Source organism: Micromonospora pisi (assembly GCF_003633685.1).
GTDB classification, from domain to species: Bacteria; Actinomycetota; Actinomycetes; order Mycobacteriales; family Micromonosporaceae; genus Micromonospora_G; species Micromonospora_G pisi.
The window spans coordinates 2,902,505-2,917,882 of the sequence record NZ_RBKT01000001.1; the positions used below are offsets into that span (position 1 = coordinate 2,902,505).

Annotated in this window: 13 protein-coding genes and 1 tRNA gene; 5 read left to right on the forward strand and 9 right to left on the reverse strand. The window is 70.0% G+C overall.

The genetic code is table 11. From position 1 onward, the window contains the following. Positions 1 to 47: 47 nt before the first annotated feature. The 4 genes from BDK92_RS11885 to BDK92_RS11900 form a co-directional block, all read right to left on the reverse strand. Entirely contained in the window at positions 48 to 254 is a 207-nt protein-coding gene (locus tag BDK92_RS11885; RefSeq protein ID WP_121156767.1) for a type II toxin-antitoxin system antitoxin, read from the reverse strand. A 14-nt stretch (positions 255 to 268) separates the two neighbouring features. After that, complete coding sequence (locus BDK92_RS11890) at positions 269 to 1,126, reverse strand: SPFH domain-containing protein (RefSeq protein WP_121156768.1); 858 nt, start codon at positions 1,124 to 1,126, stop codon at positions 269 to 271. Positions 1,127 to 1,206: 80 nt separating this feature from the next. After that, positions 1,207 to 2,454 (reverse strand): MFS transporter, encoded by a 1,248-nt coding sequence (locus tag BDK92_RS11895; RefSeq protein WP_121156769.1) that lies wholly within the window; start codon positions 2,452 to 2,454, stop codon positions 1,207 to 1,209. Between the two features lie 99 nt (positions 2,455 to 2,553). Continuing rightward, entirely contained in the window at positions 2,554 to 5,817 is a 3,264-nt protein-coding gene (locus tag BDK92_RS11900; RefSeq protein ID WP_121156770.1) for an efflux RND transporter permease subunit, read from the reverse strand. 94 nt (positions 5,818 to 5,911) lie between these two features. Between BDK92_RS11900 and BDK92_RS11905 the strand changes: the two genes are divergently transcribed. Continuing rightward, entirely contained in the window at positions 5,912 to 6,427 is a 516-nt protein-coding gene (locus tag BDK92_RS11905; RefSeq protein WP_246016976.1) for a MarR family transcriptional regulator, read from the forward strand. Between the two features lie 19 nt (positions 6,428 to 6,446). On the opposite strand, the gene thrC is transcribed toward BDK92_RS11905, so the two are convergent. The 4 genes from thrC to argS form a co-directional block, all read right to left on the reverse strand. Further along, entirely contained in the window at positions 6,447 to 7,496 is a 1,050-nt protein-coding gene (thrC, locus tag BDK92_RS11910; protein WP_121162008.1) for a threonine synthase, read from the reverse strand. 128 nt (positions 7,497 to 7,624) lie between these two features. Continuing rightward, positions 7,625 to 8,962 carry a homoserine dehydrogenase gene (locus BDK92_RS11915; protein ID WP_121156771.1) on the reverse strand — a complete coding sequence of 446 codons (1,338 nt, stop codon included), beginning with the start codon at positions 8,960 to 8,962 and terminating at the stop codon, positions 7,625 to 7,627. Beyond that, on the reverse strand, positions 8,959 to 10,344 hold the full coding sequence (gene lysA, locus BDK92_RS11920) for a diaminopimelate decarboxylase (protein WP_121156772.1): 1,386 nt from the start codon (positions 10,342 to 10,344) through the stop codon (positions 8,959 to 8,961). Before lysA ends, BDK92_RS11915 begins: the two co-directional genes overlap by 4 nt. Before the next feature lie 5 nt (positions 10,345 to 10,349). Continuing rightward, on the reverse strand, positions 10,350 to 12,017 hold the full coding sequence (gene argS, locus BDK92_RS11925) for an arginine--tRNA ligase (protein WP_121156773.1): 1,668 nt from the start codon (positions 12,015 to 12,017) through the stop codon (positions 10,350 to 10,352). A 95-nt stretch (positions 12,018 to 12,112) separates the two neighbouring features. Between argS and BDK92_RS11930 the strand changes: the two genes are divergently transcribed. The 4 genes from BDK92_RS11930 (at position 12,113) to BDK92_RS11945 (ending at position 14,724) form a co-directional block, all read left to right on the forward strand. Then, entirely contained in the window at positions 12,113 to 12,937 is an 825-nt protein-coding gene (locus BDK92_RS11930; RefSeq protein ID WP_121156774.1) for a thioredoxin-like domain-containing protein, read from the forward strand. Between the two features lie 11 nt (positions 12,938 to 12,948). Then, positions 12,949 to 13,710: a DUF305 domain-containing protein gene (locus BDK92_RS11935; RefSeq protein WP_211349189.1), complete on the forward strand. Its 762-nt coding sequence runs from the start codon at positions 12,949 to 12,951 to the stop codon at positions 13,708 to 13,710. A 103-nt stretch (positions 13,711 to 13,813) separates the two neighbouring features. Then, positions 13,814 to 14,494, forward strand: coding sequence for a winged helix-turn-helix domain-containing protein (locus BDK92_RS11940; RefSeq protein ID WP_121156775.1), 681 nt, complete (start codon positions 13,814 to 13,816; stop codon positions 14,492 to 14,494). A gap of 155 nt (positions 14,495 to 14,649) precedes the next feature. Further along, positions 14,650 to 14,724: transfer RNA gene (locus BDK92_RS11945), tRNA-Arg, on the forward strand. Positions 14,725 to 15,029: 305 nt separating this feature from the next. Here the strand turns inward: BDK92_RS11945 and BDK92_RS11950 are convergent. Then, a complete protein-coding gene (locus BDK92_RS11950) occupies positions 15,030 to 15,323 on the reverse strand; it encodes a DUF1330 domain-containing protein (RefSeq protein ID WP_095853412.1) in 294 nt (97 codons plus the stop codon). Between the last annotated feature and the right edge of the window lie 55 nt (positions 15,324 to 15,378).

A 15,378-nucleotide genomic window follows, 5' to 3' on the forward strand; every position in this document is an offset into this window, starting at 1 on the left:
CCGGACGCCCGCAGGGTGATCAGCATTCGGACGGCGGTTCGCCGTTGCTACTCGTCAGGGTCGGCCGGCGCCGGCGGTACGGCGTCGTCCGGCTGCGCCGGCTGTCTCGGTTGCCGCCCGACGCTGCGCAGTGCCAGCCGTAGGGCGTACTCGATCTGGGCGTTGACGCTTCGTAGGTCGTCGGCGGCCCACTTGGCGATCGTGTCGTACACCTGCGGATCGAGTCGGAGCAGGAGTTTCTTGCGTTCGGCCATCAGCCGGACCGCCTCTAGCTGTAGAGAGACCCGGCGTTGACCACCGGCTGGGCTGCCCGGTCTCCGCAGAGTACGACGAGCAGGTTCGCCACCATCTGCGCCTTGCGTTCCTCGTCCAATTCGACCACGTGCTCCTCGCGGAGCCGCTCCAGGGCATTGGAGACCATGCCGACCGCGCCCTCGACAATCTTGAACCGGGCTCCGACGATTGCGCTCGCCTGCTGACGGGCGAGCATCGCCTGGGCGATCTCCGGAGCGTAGGCCAGGTGGGTGGTACGGGATTCGAGCACCTCGACCCCGGCCATTTCGGAGCGTTCCCGCAGTTCGTGGGTGAGTTCCTCGCTCACCACGGCGCTGTCGCGCAGGCTGGCCCGACCGGAGTCGTGTGCCTCGTACGGGTAGCTGGTGGCGAGATGGCGGACCGCCGTCTCGGCCTGGACTGCGACGTACTCGACGTGGTCGTCAACGGCGAAGACGGCCTTGGCCGCGTCGACCACCCGCCACACCACGACGGCCGCGATCTCGACCGGGTTGCCGTCGGCGTCGGAGACCTTCAGCCGGGCGGTTTCGAAGTTGCGTATGCGCAGCGTCACCTGGGTGCGGGCGGTCAGCGGCCAGGTCCAGTGGAAGCCGGCGTCCCGGATGGTGCCAACGTATCGGCCGAAGAACTGGACCACCTGGGCGTTGTTGGGGTTGACGATGGTGAATCCGGTACCGATCATCGCGAGGACCACGACGTAGCTGGCCGCGCCGGCGATCACCGCCGCATCGCTGGCCCCGGTGGCGGCGATGGCACCGGCCGCCGCGCCGGCGAGCAGCACCAGCAACGCGACCATGGCGAATCCGGACATTCGGTAGACCACTCGCTCCATGACATCTCCTTAGTAGCAAAGTGATATCACTAAGATAGCGATCCATCGACCGTGGAGCAAGGCGGAACGAACGGCGACCGCTACCCGACAGCGTCCGCCGGCACGACGGCGTCAGCATTGGAGAGGGAGAGCCGGCGGGTGGCGATCCGCCAGCCGATCGCGTACACCAGGGTGACCAGGCCACAGCCGGCGAGCACCACCCGCTCGTCAACGTGGTCCACCACCGCGGCGACCGCGAGCTGGCTGATCGAGATGGCGAACGTGGCCAGCATCAGGTCGGTGGCGAAGACCCGGCCGCGCAACCGGTCGGGCACCTCGCCCTGGAGCGCGAAATTGGAGAGCACCCAGTTGCTGCCACCGGCGAAGTGGGCGACGAAGACCAGCGCCAGGACCAGCGGGAACCAGTTGACCACCGACGCGCCGAGATAGGCCAAACCGTAGCCGGACATCGACAGCGCCAGCCCCGGCAGCAACCAGGACCGCCGGTTCAGCACCCGACGCATCAGCACCGGACCGGCGACCGACCCGGCGCCCCGAGCGGCGAAGAGCAGCCCGGCGCCGACCGCACCCACCCCGTACACGCCGGCCAGCAGCGGGAAGACGGTGAGCACGCCGTTGCCCAGCCCGACCGCCGACTTGACCGTCACCAGGGCCCGCAGCCGTGGCCGGGCGGAGATGTAACGCAGCGCCTCACCCAGCGCCGCCCAGCCCCGCTGTGCCGGCTCGGCGTGGTCGCGGGGCACCTGCAACGGGCGGCGGATCAGCGTGGCCAGGCCGGCGGCCACGGCCAGTGCCGCCGCCGCGATCCAGAAGCAGGCGTACGGACCGACGGCCTGGCTGAGCACCCCGCCGAGCGAGGCCCCGACGACCGCCATCGTGCCCCAGGCGGCTCCGGCGACCGCGTTGCCGGCCGCGAGATCCTCCGGCGCCAGCACGTTCGGCAGGGCCGCCTGTGCGGCAGGCGAGTAGAACGCCTTCGACACCGCCACCGCGCCGACCGCGACCAGGGCCAGCCAGGCGGTGCCGGCATCGCGTACCGCGAGCAGCAGCAGGATCGCCACCAGCGCGCACAGGTTCGCCACCATCATGATCTTCTTGCGGTCGAGCCGGTCGGCGATCATGCCGCTGTACGGCAGCATCAGCGCGGTCAACCCGGTGTCGACGGCCAGTACCAGCGCGCCCCATACCCCACTGCCGGTGAGCTGTGGCAGCAGCACCAACAGCGGCACCATGACAAACCAGTCGGCACCAAAGACCACAAGTTGCGCGCAGAACAGGTTCCGGAAGTCACGGTTTCGGGCGAGGACCCGCAGTGGAGACGACGACACGTTCCCGGACCCTACTCCCGCACCGAACCCGGAAACGCGTCGTCCCGGACCAATGGATCATCGGCCCGGGACGACGCTGTGCTGACGCCTGGTTGACGCCTACTCGGTCGGCGGCAACGGCGAACGCTTGGTCCGCGGCAGCCGCAGCACCTCGAACTGGTCCGTACCGTCGATCAGCGCGCCGGACGGCCGAGCGGCCGGTTCGGAGGCGGAGGTGCCCGCCGCCGGAGCGGAGGTGGCCGCCGACGATCCGGCCCCCGCCACACCCGCTCCGACCAGCACCGGCTCCCGCTCCAACCCGGTCGGGGCGATGTCGCCCACGCCCTGGCCGCGCCGCTGTCGGCGCCGCTCCTTCCGGCCCTCGACCATCGTGTAGAGGGTCGGCACCAGCAGCAGCGTGAGCAGGGTGCTGCTGAGCAGACCACCGATCACGACCACGGCGAGCGGCTGGGAGATGAACCCGCCCTCGCCGGTCAGGCCGAGCGCCATCGGCAGCAGGGCGAAGATGGTCGCGATGGCGGTCATCAGGATCGGCCGCAACCGCCGCCGGGCCCCCTCGACCACCGCGTCCTGAACGCTCAGTCCCTGTTCCCGGTACTGGTTGATCAGGTCCAGCAGGACGATCGCGTTGGTCACCACGATGCCGACCAGCATCAGTGCCCCGATCAGCGCCGGCACGCCCAGCGGCGTACCGGTGACCAGCAGCAGGATGATCGTGCCGGTGGCCGCGAACGGGATCGAGACCAGCAGGATCAGCGGCTGGATCAGGCTCCGGAAGGTCGCCACCATGATCACGAAGACGATCGCGATCGCGGCGAGTACGGCAAGTCCCAGGTCAGCGAAGGCGTCGGCCTGGTCCGCGCTGACACCGCCGAGGGTGAAGGTCGCCCCCGGTACGTCCAGCGCGTCCAGCTTCTTGGTCAGCTCGGCGCTGGTGGCACCGAGGTTCGCACCGGTGGCCGTACCGGTGACGGTGACGCTGCGTTCGCCGTCGATCCGGGTCACCGAGACCGGACCGGCCACCTCGTTGACCGTGGCGAGGTCACCGAGCTTGACCGGGCCGACCGGGAGCGCCTTGAGCTGGTCCACCGTGGCCGGAGCGGCACCGAAGCGGAGCACCACGTCCTGCTGGTCGTTGTCGAAGGTGACCTGTCCGAGCGGGCTGCCCCGGAACGACTGCGCGACGAGCTGCCCGACGGCCGCCTCGGAGAGCCCGAACTGGGCCGCCTTGGCCCGGTCCACGGCCACGTCGATACGGGGCGCGCTGTCGGCCAGGCCGGACTCGATGTCCTCCACACCCGGGGTGTCGGCCATCGCCTGCCGCGCCTGCTCGGTCGCACGGGCCAGTACGTCGTTGTCGGACGCCTGCACGACCACCGCGACCTGGTTGGTCGACTGCCCGCCCCCGCCGAAGGTGATCTCACCGGCGTTGCTCAGCTTGTCGAACTCGGCCCGGAGGGTGTCCTTGAGCGGGCCGGCCTCGGTGCCCTCCTTCAGCGCGACGGAGAAGCTGGCGTTGGCCGCGCCGCCGCCGCCCTCCCACGGGTTGCTCCCGCCCCCGGCGGTCACCTGGTACGTCTCGATTCCGTCGTGCCGGGCCAGGATCCCCTCGATCTGCTTGGCCGCCGCGTCGGTGGTGGCCAGGCTGGTGCCGACCGGCATCTTCTGGCTGATGCTGATCGTGTCCTGGCCGGAGTCGTCCAGGAAGTTGGTCTTGAGCTGGGTGGCGAGGCCACCGGTCGCGAAGAGCACCACCAGCCCGATCAGCAGCGTCGCCACCCGGCGCTTGGTGGCGAACCCGATCAGCGGCAGGTACGCCCGCTGCAACGGGCTACGCAGTTCCTTCTCCTCGGCCGCCGCCCGGACCGCCGCCTCGCCCTCGCCACCGGCTGCCGGCTTGAGGAACCAGTACGCCAGCACCGGGATGACGGTCAGCGACACCAGCAGGGAGGCGAGCAGCGCCACCGTGACGGTGATCGCGAACGGGGCGAAGATCTGCCCGACGAAACCACCGACCAGCGCGATCGGTGCGAAGACCGCGACCGTGGTGAGGGTGGAGGCGGTCACCGCGCCGGAGACCTCACGGACACCGGTGATGATCGCGTCGCGCTTGTCCTCGCCGTACCCGAGGTGTCGTTTGATGTTCTCCAGCACGACGATCGAGTCGTCCACGACCCGGCCGACCGCGATGGTCAACGCGCCGAGGGTGAGCAGGTTGAGCGAGTAGTCGCCGATCCAGAGGGCGATCAGCGCGACCAGCACGGAGAGCGGGATGGAAACCGCGGTGACCAGGGTCGACCGAACCGACAGCAGGAACACCAGGATGACCAGGACCGCCATCACCAGGCCGAGCAGGCCCTCGGTGGTCAGGCTCTCGATCGACTTCTCCACGTACGGCGCCTGATCGAAGACCACCGCCATCTCGGAGCCGGACGCCTTGCCGAGGTCGGCGAGCTTCTCCCGGATCTCGTGCGAGATCTGCACCGCGTTGCCGTCCGGCGACGCGGTGACCTGGATGCCGAGGCTCTCCTTGCCGTTGGTCCGGGTGAACGCGGTCGCCGGGGCGACCTGCTGCTCGACGGTGGCGATGTCGCCGAGCTTGGCCGGGGCGGCACCGGGGTTGGTCGGGCTGACGAAGATGCCGCGCAGTTCCTCGATGGTGGCGATCCGGGAGCCGATCTGGACCGTACGCGCCTGGGCGCCCTCGACCAGGGTGCCGGCCGGGATGGCGACCCCGTTGGCCTTGAGAGCGGTGCCGATGGCGGTCGGCGCGATGCCGGTCGCGGCGAGCTTGGCCGGGTCGGGAGTGATCACGACCTGCTGCTCGGGGGCACCGGTGACCTCGACCGTGCGTACCCCGTCGATGCCCTCGAGTTCGGGTACGACCGTGGTCCGTAGCCGCTCGACCAGGGCCTGCTTGTCCCCGTTACCGCTGGCGGCGAGCACCACCGCCGGCAGGTCGTCGGTGCTGCCGGCGAAGACCAGCGGGTCGACGCCCTCGGGCAGCTGGGTGCTGATCCGGTTGAGCGCCGTCTCCATCTTGTTGACGACACTGTCGAGGTCGATGCCGAACTCGTACTCGACCTGGACGGTTGCCGCGCCTTCCCGGGAGGTCGAGGAGACCTTGGTCAGGCCGGCGATTCCCTGGATGCTGTTCTCGATCGGCTCGGCGACCTGCGCCTCGACGATCTCGGGCGAGGCGCCCGGGTAGCTGGCAACGATGAAGGCCGCCGGGAACTCCAGCGACGGTAGGAGTTGCTGCTTCAGCGAGGGGACGGCGAACAGCCCGAAGCCCGTGATCACCACCGCGATGAGGGCGACCAGCCCTCGGTTGGCGAGACTGAGTCTGGCAAACAACGACATGGGCGAGCTCTCCTGGGGAAAGTCAGGGCGCGACACGAATATTTTGCCTGATACGAACAATTAGCCTGAGGTCGGGGGTGCCTGCTAACGTCCGGTGGCCAGTGGCAACGACCTCGGTCACCGCCACCACCGCGACGACAGGGAGGCGGGCGAAGCGTTGACCGACCGGGCCCGACTCATGGCGGCCATCATGGATGGTCAACGTCGGATGCAACATCTGCTCGCCTCGGAGCGCTCCGATCCACTCCTCTCGCTCCACCTGACCCTGCCGCAGCTGAAAATACTGCTGCTGCTCTCGTCGCGCGGCAGCGCGTCCGGCCGGGAACTCTCCGACACCGTCGGGGTCAGCCTCGCGACCATGACCGGCATCGTGGACCGCCTGGTCGGACAGGATCTCGTCGTACGGGGTGAGGACCCGCGTGACCGTCGAGTTCGCCGGGTCGAACTGAGTCCGGCCGGCCGCACCCTCATGGAGGGCATCGTCACGGCCGGGAACGCGCGGATGCAAAGCATCCTCAGCCGGCTCTCAGTAGACGAACTGGCAATCGTCGAACGGGCTACCGCCCTGATAGCGGCCGCCGCCGAGGACGAACGCGACGCCGAGCGGTAACCCGGCGAGCACCGACCGGTCAGGCCAGGTCGAGCGCGCGGGCGGCGGCGATCACGTCGTTGCGGATCGTGATCGGCGAGGGGGCGGTGGAGATCGCCCACTCCGGATCCTTCAGGCCGTGCCCGGTGACCGTGCACACGATCGTCGAGCCGGCCGGCACCGTACCCGCCTCGGCCTGCTGGAGCAGGCCCGCCACGCTCGCCGCGCTGCCCAACTCCACGAAGGCGCCGACCTCACGGGCGAGCAGCCGGTACGCCGAGAGGATCTCCCGGTCGGTCACCGCCGCGATCAGCCCACCCGAGGCGTCCCGCGCGTCCAACGCCCCGGTCCAGCTCGCCGGGTTGCCGATCCGGATCGCGGTGGCGATGGTGGACGGCTCCCGTACCGCCTCGCCGTGCACGATCGGCGCGGCGCCGGCCGCCTGGAAGCCGTACATCTTCGGGTGTCGGGTGGCGTTGCCGGCCGCCACGTCCTCCCGGTAGCCCAGCCAGTACGCGGTGATGTTGCCGGCGTTGCCGACCGGCAGGCAGTGGATGTCCGGGGCGTCACCGAGCGCCTCGACGATCTCGAACGCGGCGGTCTTCTGGCCGTGCACCCGGTCCGGGTTGACCGAGTTGACCAACGCCACCGGATAGTCCTGGGAGAGCTTGGAGGCGAGTGCCAGGCAGTCGTCGAAGTTCCCCTCGACCTGCAACAGCTTCGCCCCGTGCACCAGCGCCTGGGCCAGCTTGCCCAGCGTGATCTTGCCCTGGGGCACCAGCACCGCGCAGCTCAGTCCGCCCCGGGCCGCGTACGCGGCAGCCGAGGCGCTGGTGTTGCCGGTGGAGGCGCAGATGATGGCCTTGTTGCCGACCTCGACCGCGCGGGAGACCGCCACGGTCATCCCCCGGTCCTTGAACGAACCGGTCGGGTTGGCGCCTTCCACCTTCAGGTAGACGTCACAGCCGGTACGGGCGGAGAGCACCGGCGCGGGCAGCAGCGGGGTGTTCCCCTCGTGCAGCGTGACGACCGGCGTGGCGTCGGTGACCGGCAACCGGTCCCGATAGGTCTCGATCAAACCCCGCCACATGTCGCTCTCCTCGTCGAGGTGCTGCCGCCGCACGGGACGGACACCGGGTGAAGGTGGGTCAAGCGTGACCCAGGGTGCCGGTCCTCGCGCCCGCGCGCCCATCGTTACCCACCTGGCGGGACACCGACTCAGACACCGCCCTCGACCCGCAGCACGCTGGCGATCGAGCGGACGATGTCGAGTCCACGCAGTTCCTCGACGGTCGCGGCGAGCGCGGCGTCCGGCGCGGCGTGGGTGACGATGACCAGGATCGCGTCGACGCCCCGGGCCGCCGGGGTCGCGCCACCGGAGCTCGACGCCGACGCCTGGCGGACGGTGGCGATCGACACCTCGTGCCGGGCGAAGACCCCGGCCACGGTGGCGAGCACACCGGCGCGGTCGGCCACGTCGAGACTGATGTGGTAGCGGGTGACCGCCTCCCCCATCGGCCGGATCGGCAGCGCCGCGTACGAGGACTCGCTCGGTGTCCGTACGCCGGCCAGCCGGTTGCGGGAGACCGCGACCACGTCGCCGAGGACGGCGCTCGCGGTGGGCGACCCGCCCGCTCCCCGGCCGTAGAACATGAGCTGCCCGGCGGCGGCCGCCTCCACGAACACGGCGTTGAAGGCGTCCCCGACGCTGGCCAGCGGGTGGCTGCGCGGGATCATCGCCGGGTAGACCCGGACGCTGATCGACTCGGTGCCGGTGGAGTCCGGGCCGCGCGAGGCGATGCAGAGCAGCTTGATCGTGCAGCCCATGGCCTTGGCGCTGGCCACGTCGGCGGCGGTGACCTCGGTGATCCCCTCGCGGTAGACGTCGGCGGCGCTGACCCGGGTGTGGAAGGCCAGCGAGGCGAGGATGGCGGCCTTGGCGGCGGCGTCGAACCCCTCGACGTCGGCGGTCGGATCCGCCTCGGCGTATCCCAGCTCGGTCGCCTCGTCGAGCGCCTCGGCGAAGCCCGCCCCGGTGGCGTCCATGGCGGAGAGAATGAAGTTCGTCGTCCCGTTGACGATGCCGGTGACCCGGGTGATCGTGTCCCCCTGCAACGACTCACGCAGCGGGCGCAGCAGCGGGATCGCGCCCGCGACGGAGGCCTCGTAGTAGAGGTCCGCGCCGCTCTCCGCGGCGGCGTCGTGCAGGGTGCCGCCGTCCTCGGCGAGCAGGGCCTTGTTCGCGGTCACCACGCTCTTGCCGGCCCGCAGCGCCTCGACCAGCCAGGTACGGGCCGGCTCGATGCCGCCGACCATCTCCACCACCACGTCGACGTCGTCGCGCTTGATCAGGCCGAGCGCGTCGGTGGTGAAGACCCCCGGGTCGACCGGGAGCCCGCCCCGGTCCCGCCCCTGCCGGCGGACCGCGATGCCGGCGATCTCCAACGGTGCGCCGATGCGGGCGGCCAGGTCGGCCGCCTGCTCATGCAGTAGCCGCACCACCTCGGCGCCGACCGTGCCACAACCGAGCAGCGCCAAGCGGAGAGGTCTTGTCATCCCACATCCAATGCCAGCAGATCGTCTTCGGTCTCCCGCCGGACGATCACGCGTGCCTCGTCGCCGCGGACCGCCACCACCGGGGGCCTCGGGACATGGTTGTAGTTGCTGGCCATGCTCCGGCAGTAGGCACCCGTGCCGGGCACGGCGAGAAGATCTCCGGGCTGTACGTCGGCGGGCAAGAATTCATCCTTCACCACCACATCCCCGGACTCGCAATGCTTTCCCACCACACGGGCGAGAATCGGCTCGGCGTCCGAGGCCCGGTTGGCCAGGGTGGCGGAGTACGAGGCGCCGTAGAGCGCGGTACGGATGTTGTCGCTCATCCCACCGTCGACGCTGACGTAGGTCCGCAGGCCATCGACGTCCTTGACGGTGCCGACCTCGTAGACGGTGAACACCGCCGGCCCGATGATCGCCCGGCCGGGCTCGAAGCTCAGGTGCGGCTTGGCCAGTCGCAGCCCCTCACACTCACCCTCGACGATCTTGTGGATCCGCTTCGACAGCTCGTGTGGGGTGGACGGGTCGTCCTGGGTCGTGTACGCGATGCCGAAGCCGCCGCCGAGGTCCAGCTCGGGCAGTTCGACGCCGCGGGCGTCACGGATCTGCGCCTGGAGGGCGAGCACCCGCCGGGCCGAGACCTCGAACCCGCTGGTGTCGAAGATCTGCGACCCGATGTGCGAGTGCAGCCCGCGCAGCTCCAGCACGTTGTCGTCGAGGATCCGGAACGCGGCGGCGGCGGCCGCCCCGCCGGCCAGCGAGAAGCCGAACTTCTGGTCCTCGTGCGAGGTGGCGATGAACTCGTGCGTGTGCGCCTCGACCCCGACGGTCACCCGGATCAGCACCCGGGGCCGGACCCCACGCTCCCGGGCCAGCTCGGTCAGGCGGTCGATCTCGTCGAACGAGTCGACGATGATCCGGCCCACCCCGGCGTCCAGCGCCCGGGTCAGCTCCGCCACCGACTTGTTGTTGCCGTGGAAACCGATCCGCTCGGCCGGCATGTCGGCGGCGAGCGCCACCGCCAGCTCACCGCCGGAGCAGACGTCGAGGTGCAGCCCCTCCTCGGCGATGATCCGTACCACCGCCTTGCAGAGGAACGCCTTGCCGGCGTAGTAGACGTCCTCGTCAGCGAAGGCGGCGCGGAAGTCCCGGCAGCGCGACCGCAGGTCGTCCTCGTCGAGCACGAAGAGCGGCGTACCGAACATCTTGGTAAGCACGCCGATCCGCAGGTTGCCGACGGTCAACTCACCGTCTTCGTCGCGGGTCACGGTCCGCGGCCACAGTTGCGGCAGGAGGGCGTTCACGTCCTCGGGCGTACGCAGCCAGGCGGGTCCCCGGTTGCCGAGGTCGCCGTGCAGCGCCCCCGCCTCGTGAGCACGCATTTCCGTTACATCCTCTCCGGGGCCGAGACCCCGAGCAGTTCCAACCCGTTGGCGATCACCGTGCGGGTGGCGTCGTTGAGCCAGAGGCGGGCCCGGTGCAGGTCGGTGATCTCCTCGTCGCCCTGCGGCAGGACCCGGCAGTTGTCGTAGAACCGGTGGTAGGAGAGCGCCACCTTCTCCTCAAGGAAATGCGCCAGCTTGTGTGGTTCACGCAACGCGGCGGCATTGGCCACCACGGCCGGATACTCGGCGAGCGCCTTGAGTAGTTCGTTCTCCTTGTCGTGGTCGAGCAGCTCGGGGCGGAACGCGTCGGCGTCGCCCCGGGTCAGTCCGACCTCGGCGGCCTGCCGGCTGACACCGGCGGTCCGGGCGCCGACGTACTGGACGTAGTAGAGCGGGTTGTCGCTCTTGGCCCGGGTCCAGAGTTCGACGTCGATGTCGATCGGCGAGTCGCTGGAGTAGCGGGCCAGGGCGTACCGGGCGGCGTCCACTCCGATCGCCTCGACCAGGTCCTCCAGCGTAACCACGGTGCCGGCCCGCTTGGACATCCGGACCGGCTGGCCGTCGCGGACCAGGTTGACCAGCTGCCCGATCAGGATCTCCAGGTTCTGGTCCGGGTCGTCGCCGAAGCAGGCCGACATGGCCTTCATCCGCCCGATGTAGCCGTGGTGGTCGGCGCCGAGCATGATCACGACCCGGCCGAAGCCCCGCTCCCGCTTGTCGAGGTAGTAGGCGCAGTCGGCGGCGAAGTAGGTCCACTCGCCGTTCGACTTGCGCAGCACCCGGTCCTTGTCGTCACCGAAGTCGGTGGTCCGCAGCCAGGTGGCGCCGTCCAGCTCGTACGTCCGGCCCTGCTCGGTCAACCGGGCCAGCGCGAGGTCCAGCTCACCCCGGTCGTGCAGGTCCTTCTCGTTGAAGTAGACGTCGAACCGGACCCCGAACTGGTCGAGCGAGGAGCGGATCTCGTCGAACATCAGCGCGACGCCCTCGACCCGGAAGACCTCCTGGGCGGCCGCGTCCGGCCGGTCGAGCACGTCCGGGTGCAGCGCCCGGACCGCGTCGGCGATCTCGGCGATGTACGCCCCGCCGTAGCCGTCCTCGGGGGCCGGTTCACCCTTCGCCGCGGCGAGCAGCGAACGGGCGAACCGGTCGATCTGCGAGCCGGCGTCGTTGAAGTAGTACTCCGTGGTCACGTCGGCACCGGTGGCCCGGAGCAGGCGGCTGAGCGCGTCGCCGACCGCCGCCCACCGGACCCCGCCGATGTGCACCGGCCCGGTCGGGTTCGCCGAGACGAACTCGAGGTTGATCCGCTCACCGGCGAGGGCGTCGCTACGTCCGTACTCCCGGCCGGCCTGGACCACGACGCGGGCCAGCTGCCCGGCGGCGGCCGCGTCGAGACGGATGTTGAGGAAGCCGGGTCCGGCGATCTCGACCGATTTGATGCCGACCGCACGGGTCAGCTCGTCGGCGAGGCCCGCCGCCAACTCACGCGGCGGCACCCCGACCCGCTTGGCCAGTTGCAGTGCGAGCGTCGAGGCGTAGTCGCCGTGCTCAGGATTGCGGGGTCGCTCCAGGGTCACCGACTCCGGCAGTACGGAGGGGTCGAGCCCACGGGAGATGAAGACCGCCTGGGCGGCGGTACGGACGACCTCGGCGAGATTGGCGGGAGTCACCGAAACATGTTACCGGGGGTAGACTCAGTCACTCGGCGGACACCCTGCGCCTTTGTGACCCGCCACCCCCTGACCGACCGACCTGACGAGGCACCATGAGCATCAGCACCCAGGGTGGCGATCAAAGCCGTCCGTCCGTGGTCAGCACCGGTAAGAAGCCGGCGGCCGGTGGGAAGCCGGCAGCGGGTGGCAAGCCAGCGGCCGGGAACTCCGGTGGCGCTCGCCCCGGCGGAGGAGGTCGGGGCGCGGGTGGCGGCGGCAAGGGCCCGCGTAAGCCGATCGCCCCGGTCAAGGTCAGCCAGGGCCGCAACTGGGGCCCGATCGCCCTCTTCGTCGCCGTCGGCGTGCTCGCCGTCGGGATCATCGGCTGGGGTGCCTTCGCCGTGTTCCAGGGTGCCAAGCCCTGGGCGGAGCAGGCGGCCGGCATCGACGGGATCAAGAACTACCGGGAGTCGTCCGACAAGTCCCTGACCGCCTCGGAACACGCGTGGGGTCCGCTGACCTACTCGCTCACCCCGCCGGTCGGCGGCAAGCACAACTTCAACTGGCAGAACTGCATGGGCGACGTCTACGACGCCCCGATCGCCAACGAGCACGCGGTGCACAGCATGGAGCACGGCGCGGTCTGGGTCGCGTACCGCAGCGGCCTTCCCGCCGACCAGGTCTCGAAGCTGGCCGAGAAGGTGCGCGGCAACGAGTACATGCTGATGAGCCCGATCGACAACCTGGACAAGCCGATCTCGCTCCAGGCGTGGGGCTACCAGCTCAAGGTCGACAACGCGGACGACGGCCGGATCGACACCTTCATCCGGGCGCTGCGCACCAACGCCACGATCGAGCCGAACGCGACCTGCTCCGGCGGTATCACCGCGACCGGCACCACCCCGCGTGACCTCGGCAAGGACGGCGCGCAGCAGTAGTTAGGAACCCGATGGGCGCATCAACCCGCTCCGACGCGCCGGCTCAGGCCGGCGCGTCGGGCGCCGGGGTCCCGGACCCCGAGGAGTTCGAGTACGACGGCGTCGAGGGCGGTGACGACAACGTCGACGACCCGGGCGACGACCCGGGCGACGACTCGGCCGTCGGCGAGGGCCGCCGCCGGTTCAGTACCGGTTGGGTGACGATCGCGCTCGTGGTGGGCCTGGCCCTCGGCGTCGCGGTTGGGCTGCTCATCCCGGGCCTGACCCGGCCGGGAGAGACCTCGGTCGAGGCCGGGTTCGCCCGGGACATGTCGACCCACCACGCCCAGGCTGTCGAGATGTCCCTGCTCGCCCACGAGAAGGCCACCGACCCGGACGTACGGACCCTGGGCGCGGACATCGCGCTCACCCAGCAGGGCCAGATCGGCACCATGCAGACCTGGCTGCGGAACTGGCACCTGACGCCGACCGGTTCCCAGCCCCGGATGGCCTGGATGCCCGATGGCGGTGGCACGATCCGCGACGGCCTGATGCCGGGAATGGCCACCGACGCCGAGCGGGCGCAGCTGCGCGCAGCCACCGGCCGGGACTTCGACGTCATGTTCCTCCGGCTGATGCTCAACCACCACCTCGGCGGCATCCACATGGCCGAGGCGGCGCTGGAGCTCTCCGACGACGAGCAGGTGCAGGCCCTCGCCGAGACCATGGTCGCCGGACAAAAGAAGGAAATCGCCGCGATTCAGGCACTGCTCGACAAACTAGGCGCCAAGTAGTCCCTTCTGGCCCGATACGCGGCGTTATGCCCGACTGTGCACTTTAGGGAGTTTTCTCCGCAGATATCGTGACCAGTCATGATCCGGGCTCGTTGCCCCAGACGTGGGGGTTGTTCTTAAAGACGCGCGACGTTCCGTCACCAGCTGGTGCCGGCGGCACACCATCGGCGGCGACGGCGCGGTGGCCGCTCGCCGGGGGCAGCGGTCAGGCCCGGCAGAGGCACTCAGCCGCGATCAGGAACTCGAGCTGATCGACGCGCTACGGGGCCGGTACCCGGACCAGTTCGGGCTCGACGATCCGCTCTGGACCCGGCAGAGCGTCACCGCCCTGATCGAGCGCCAGTTCGGGCTCACCATCGATCCCGGCATCGTCGGCGAATACCTGCATGCCTGGGGACTCGGACCACGGGAGCCCACCGACCGCGCCTGCGGCCTCTGCGTCGACGCGGTACGGATCTGGGTGCGCCAGGAGTACCCGGCGATCGTCCGCTCCGCCCAGGAGCACCGCGCCGAACTCTGCTGGCTCGGGCGTACCCGGCTGCACGGGGTGGCGCCGGCGGCGGACGTGATCTCGGCGATGTCCCAGCGGGGGCGGGTCAAATTCATGATCACGACACCGACGGTGGACCCGCCACTGCCCCGGGACTTCCTGCTCCGGCTGAGCGGGGCGGACGGACGGTTGGTGCACGTGGTGGTGGACGGGTCCTGGGGACGGGGCGAGTGGCCACGACGGCTTCCGCCGCGCATCGCGCCGTACGCGTTGCCTTCGTGTGGGCGTTCCTGATCCAGGTGGGGTTGGGGGCGGCGTACCCCACTCTGGGCGGTCAGGCCTGATCCCGTCGTGGGGCACGCCGCCCCCAACCGGACACGCTGTTCACGTCCGACGGATACCGATTCGGTGCTCGGGGCGGGTGTTTGCTACTCTTTCCCGGTCGCTGAGCCCCCGTAGCTCAGGGGATAGAGCACCGCCCTCCGGAGGCGGGGGCGCAGGTTCGAATCCTGCCGGGGGCACCAGGCAAGATCAGCACAAGAGGCCGCCGACCAGGGCAAACCTGGACAGCGGCCTTCTTCATGTGTCGGACTGTGTCCGGTGATCTACGGCCCTCAGCGGCCAGCCACGGCAAATACACGGCCAAGTTCTCGCGCCTTCCATGCCCGGTACCGCTCCAGTCCGCCGCCACTATCAAGCCTTGGTCGCCGGACTGGACATCACCGCCGATGCCGCTGGCCTGACGCTGTTCGCGACGGTGCGGCGCGCTGACGAGCCGGGGTGATCCCCGCAGTCGGCTTCGGGTTCGTCGCCGACGCAGCCTCGATCGTCAGTCGAGGCCTTCGATGATGCGGAAGTCGCGCTCGACGCCGTCAGCAAGTGCGGCCAGCGCCTCCTGGTAGGCCGCACTCGCATGTGCGGCGACCGCCTGTTCGAAGCTGTCGAACTCGATCAGGACGGTGCGCTCGGCGATTCCGGCGTCGTGTGCGACGACCCGGCTGCCGCGGGCGAGCAGCCGCCCGCCCGCGGCCTCGACGGCTGGACCAGCCAGCTTGTTGTAGGCAGCCAGCTTCTCGGGGTCCGCAATGGTGCGGTAGGCGCTGACCCAATAGCCCTTGGCCACGGTACCTCCTGTGTTCGGAATTGATGCTCAGAAGCATGCTCAGATCCATGGCCGG

Excerpts from the sequence above, each read along its gene's own strand:
- BDK92_RS11885 (WP_121156767.1), bottom strand. The coding sequence starts at position 254 with ATGGCCGAACGCAAGAAACTCCTGCTCCGACTCGATCCGCAGGTGTAC.
- BDK92_RS11915 (WP_121156771.1), bottom strand. The coding sequence starts at position 8,962 with ATGACAAGACCTCTCCGCTTGGCGCTGCTCGGTTGTGGCACGGTCGGC.
- thrC (WP_121162008.1), bottom strand. The coding sequence starts at position 7,496 with ATGTGGCGGGGTTTGATCGAGACCTATCGGGACCGGTTGCCGGTCACC.
- BDK92_RS11900 (WP_121156770.1), bottom strand. The coding sequence starts at position 5,817 with ATGTCGTTGTTTGCCAGACTCAGTCTCGCCAACCGAGGGCTGGTCGCC.
- lysA (WP_121156772.1), bottom strand. The coding sequence starts at position 10,344 with ATGCGTGCTCACGAGGCGGGGGCGCTGCACGGCGACCTCGGCAACCGG.
- BDK92_RS11930 (WP_121156774.1), top strand. The coding sequence starts at position 12,113 with ATGAGCATCAGCACCCAGGGTGGCGATCAAAGCCGTCCGTCCGTGGTC.
- BDK92_RS11935 (WP_211349189.1), top strand. The coding sequence starts at position 12,949 with ATGGGCGCATCAACCCGCTCCGACGCGCCGGCTCAGGCCGGCGCGTCG.
- BDK92_RS11890 (WP_121156768.1), bottom strand. The coding sequence starts at position 1,126 with ATGGAGCGAGTGGTCTACCGAATGTCCGGATTCGCCATGGTCGCGTTG.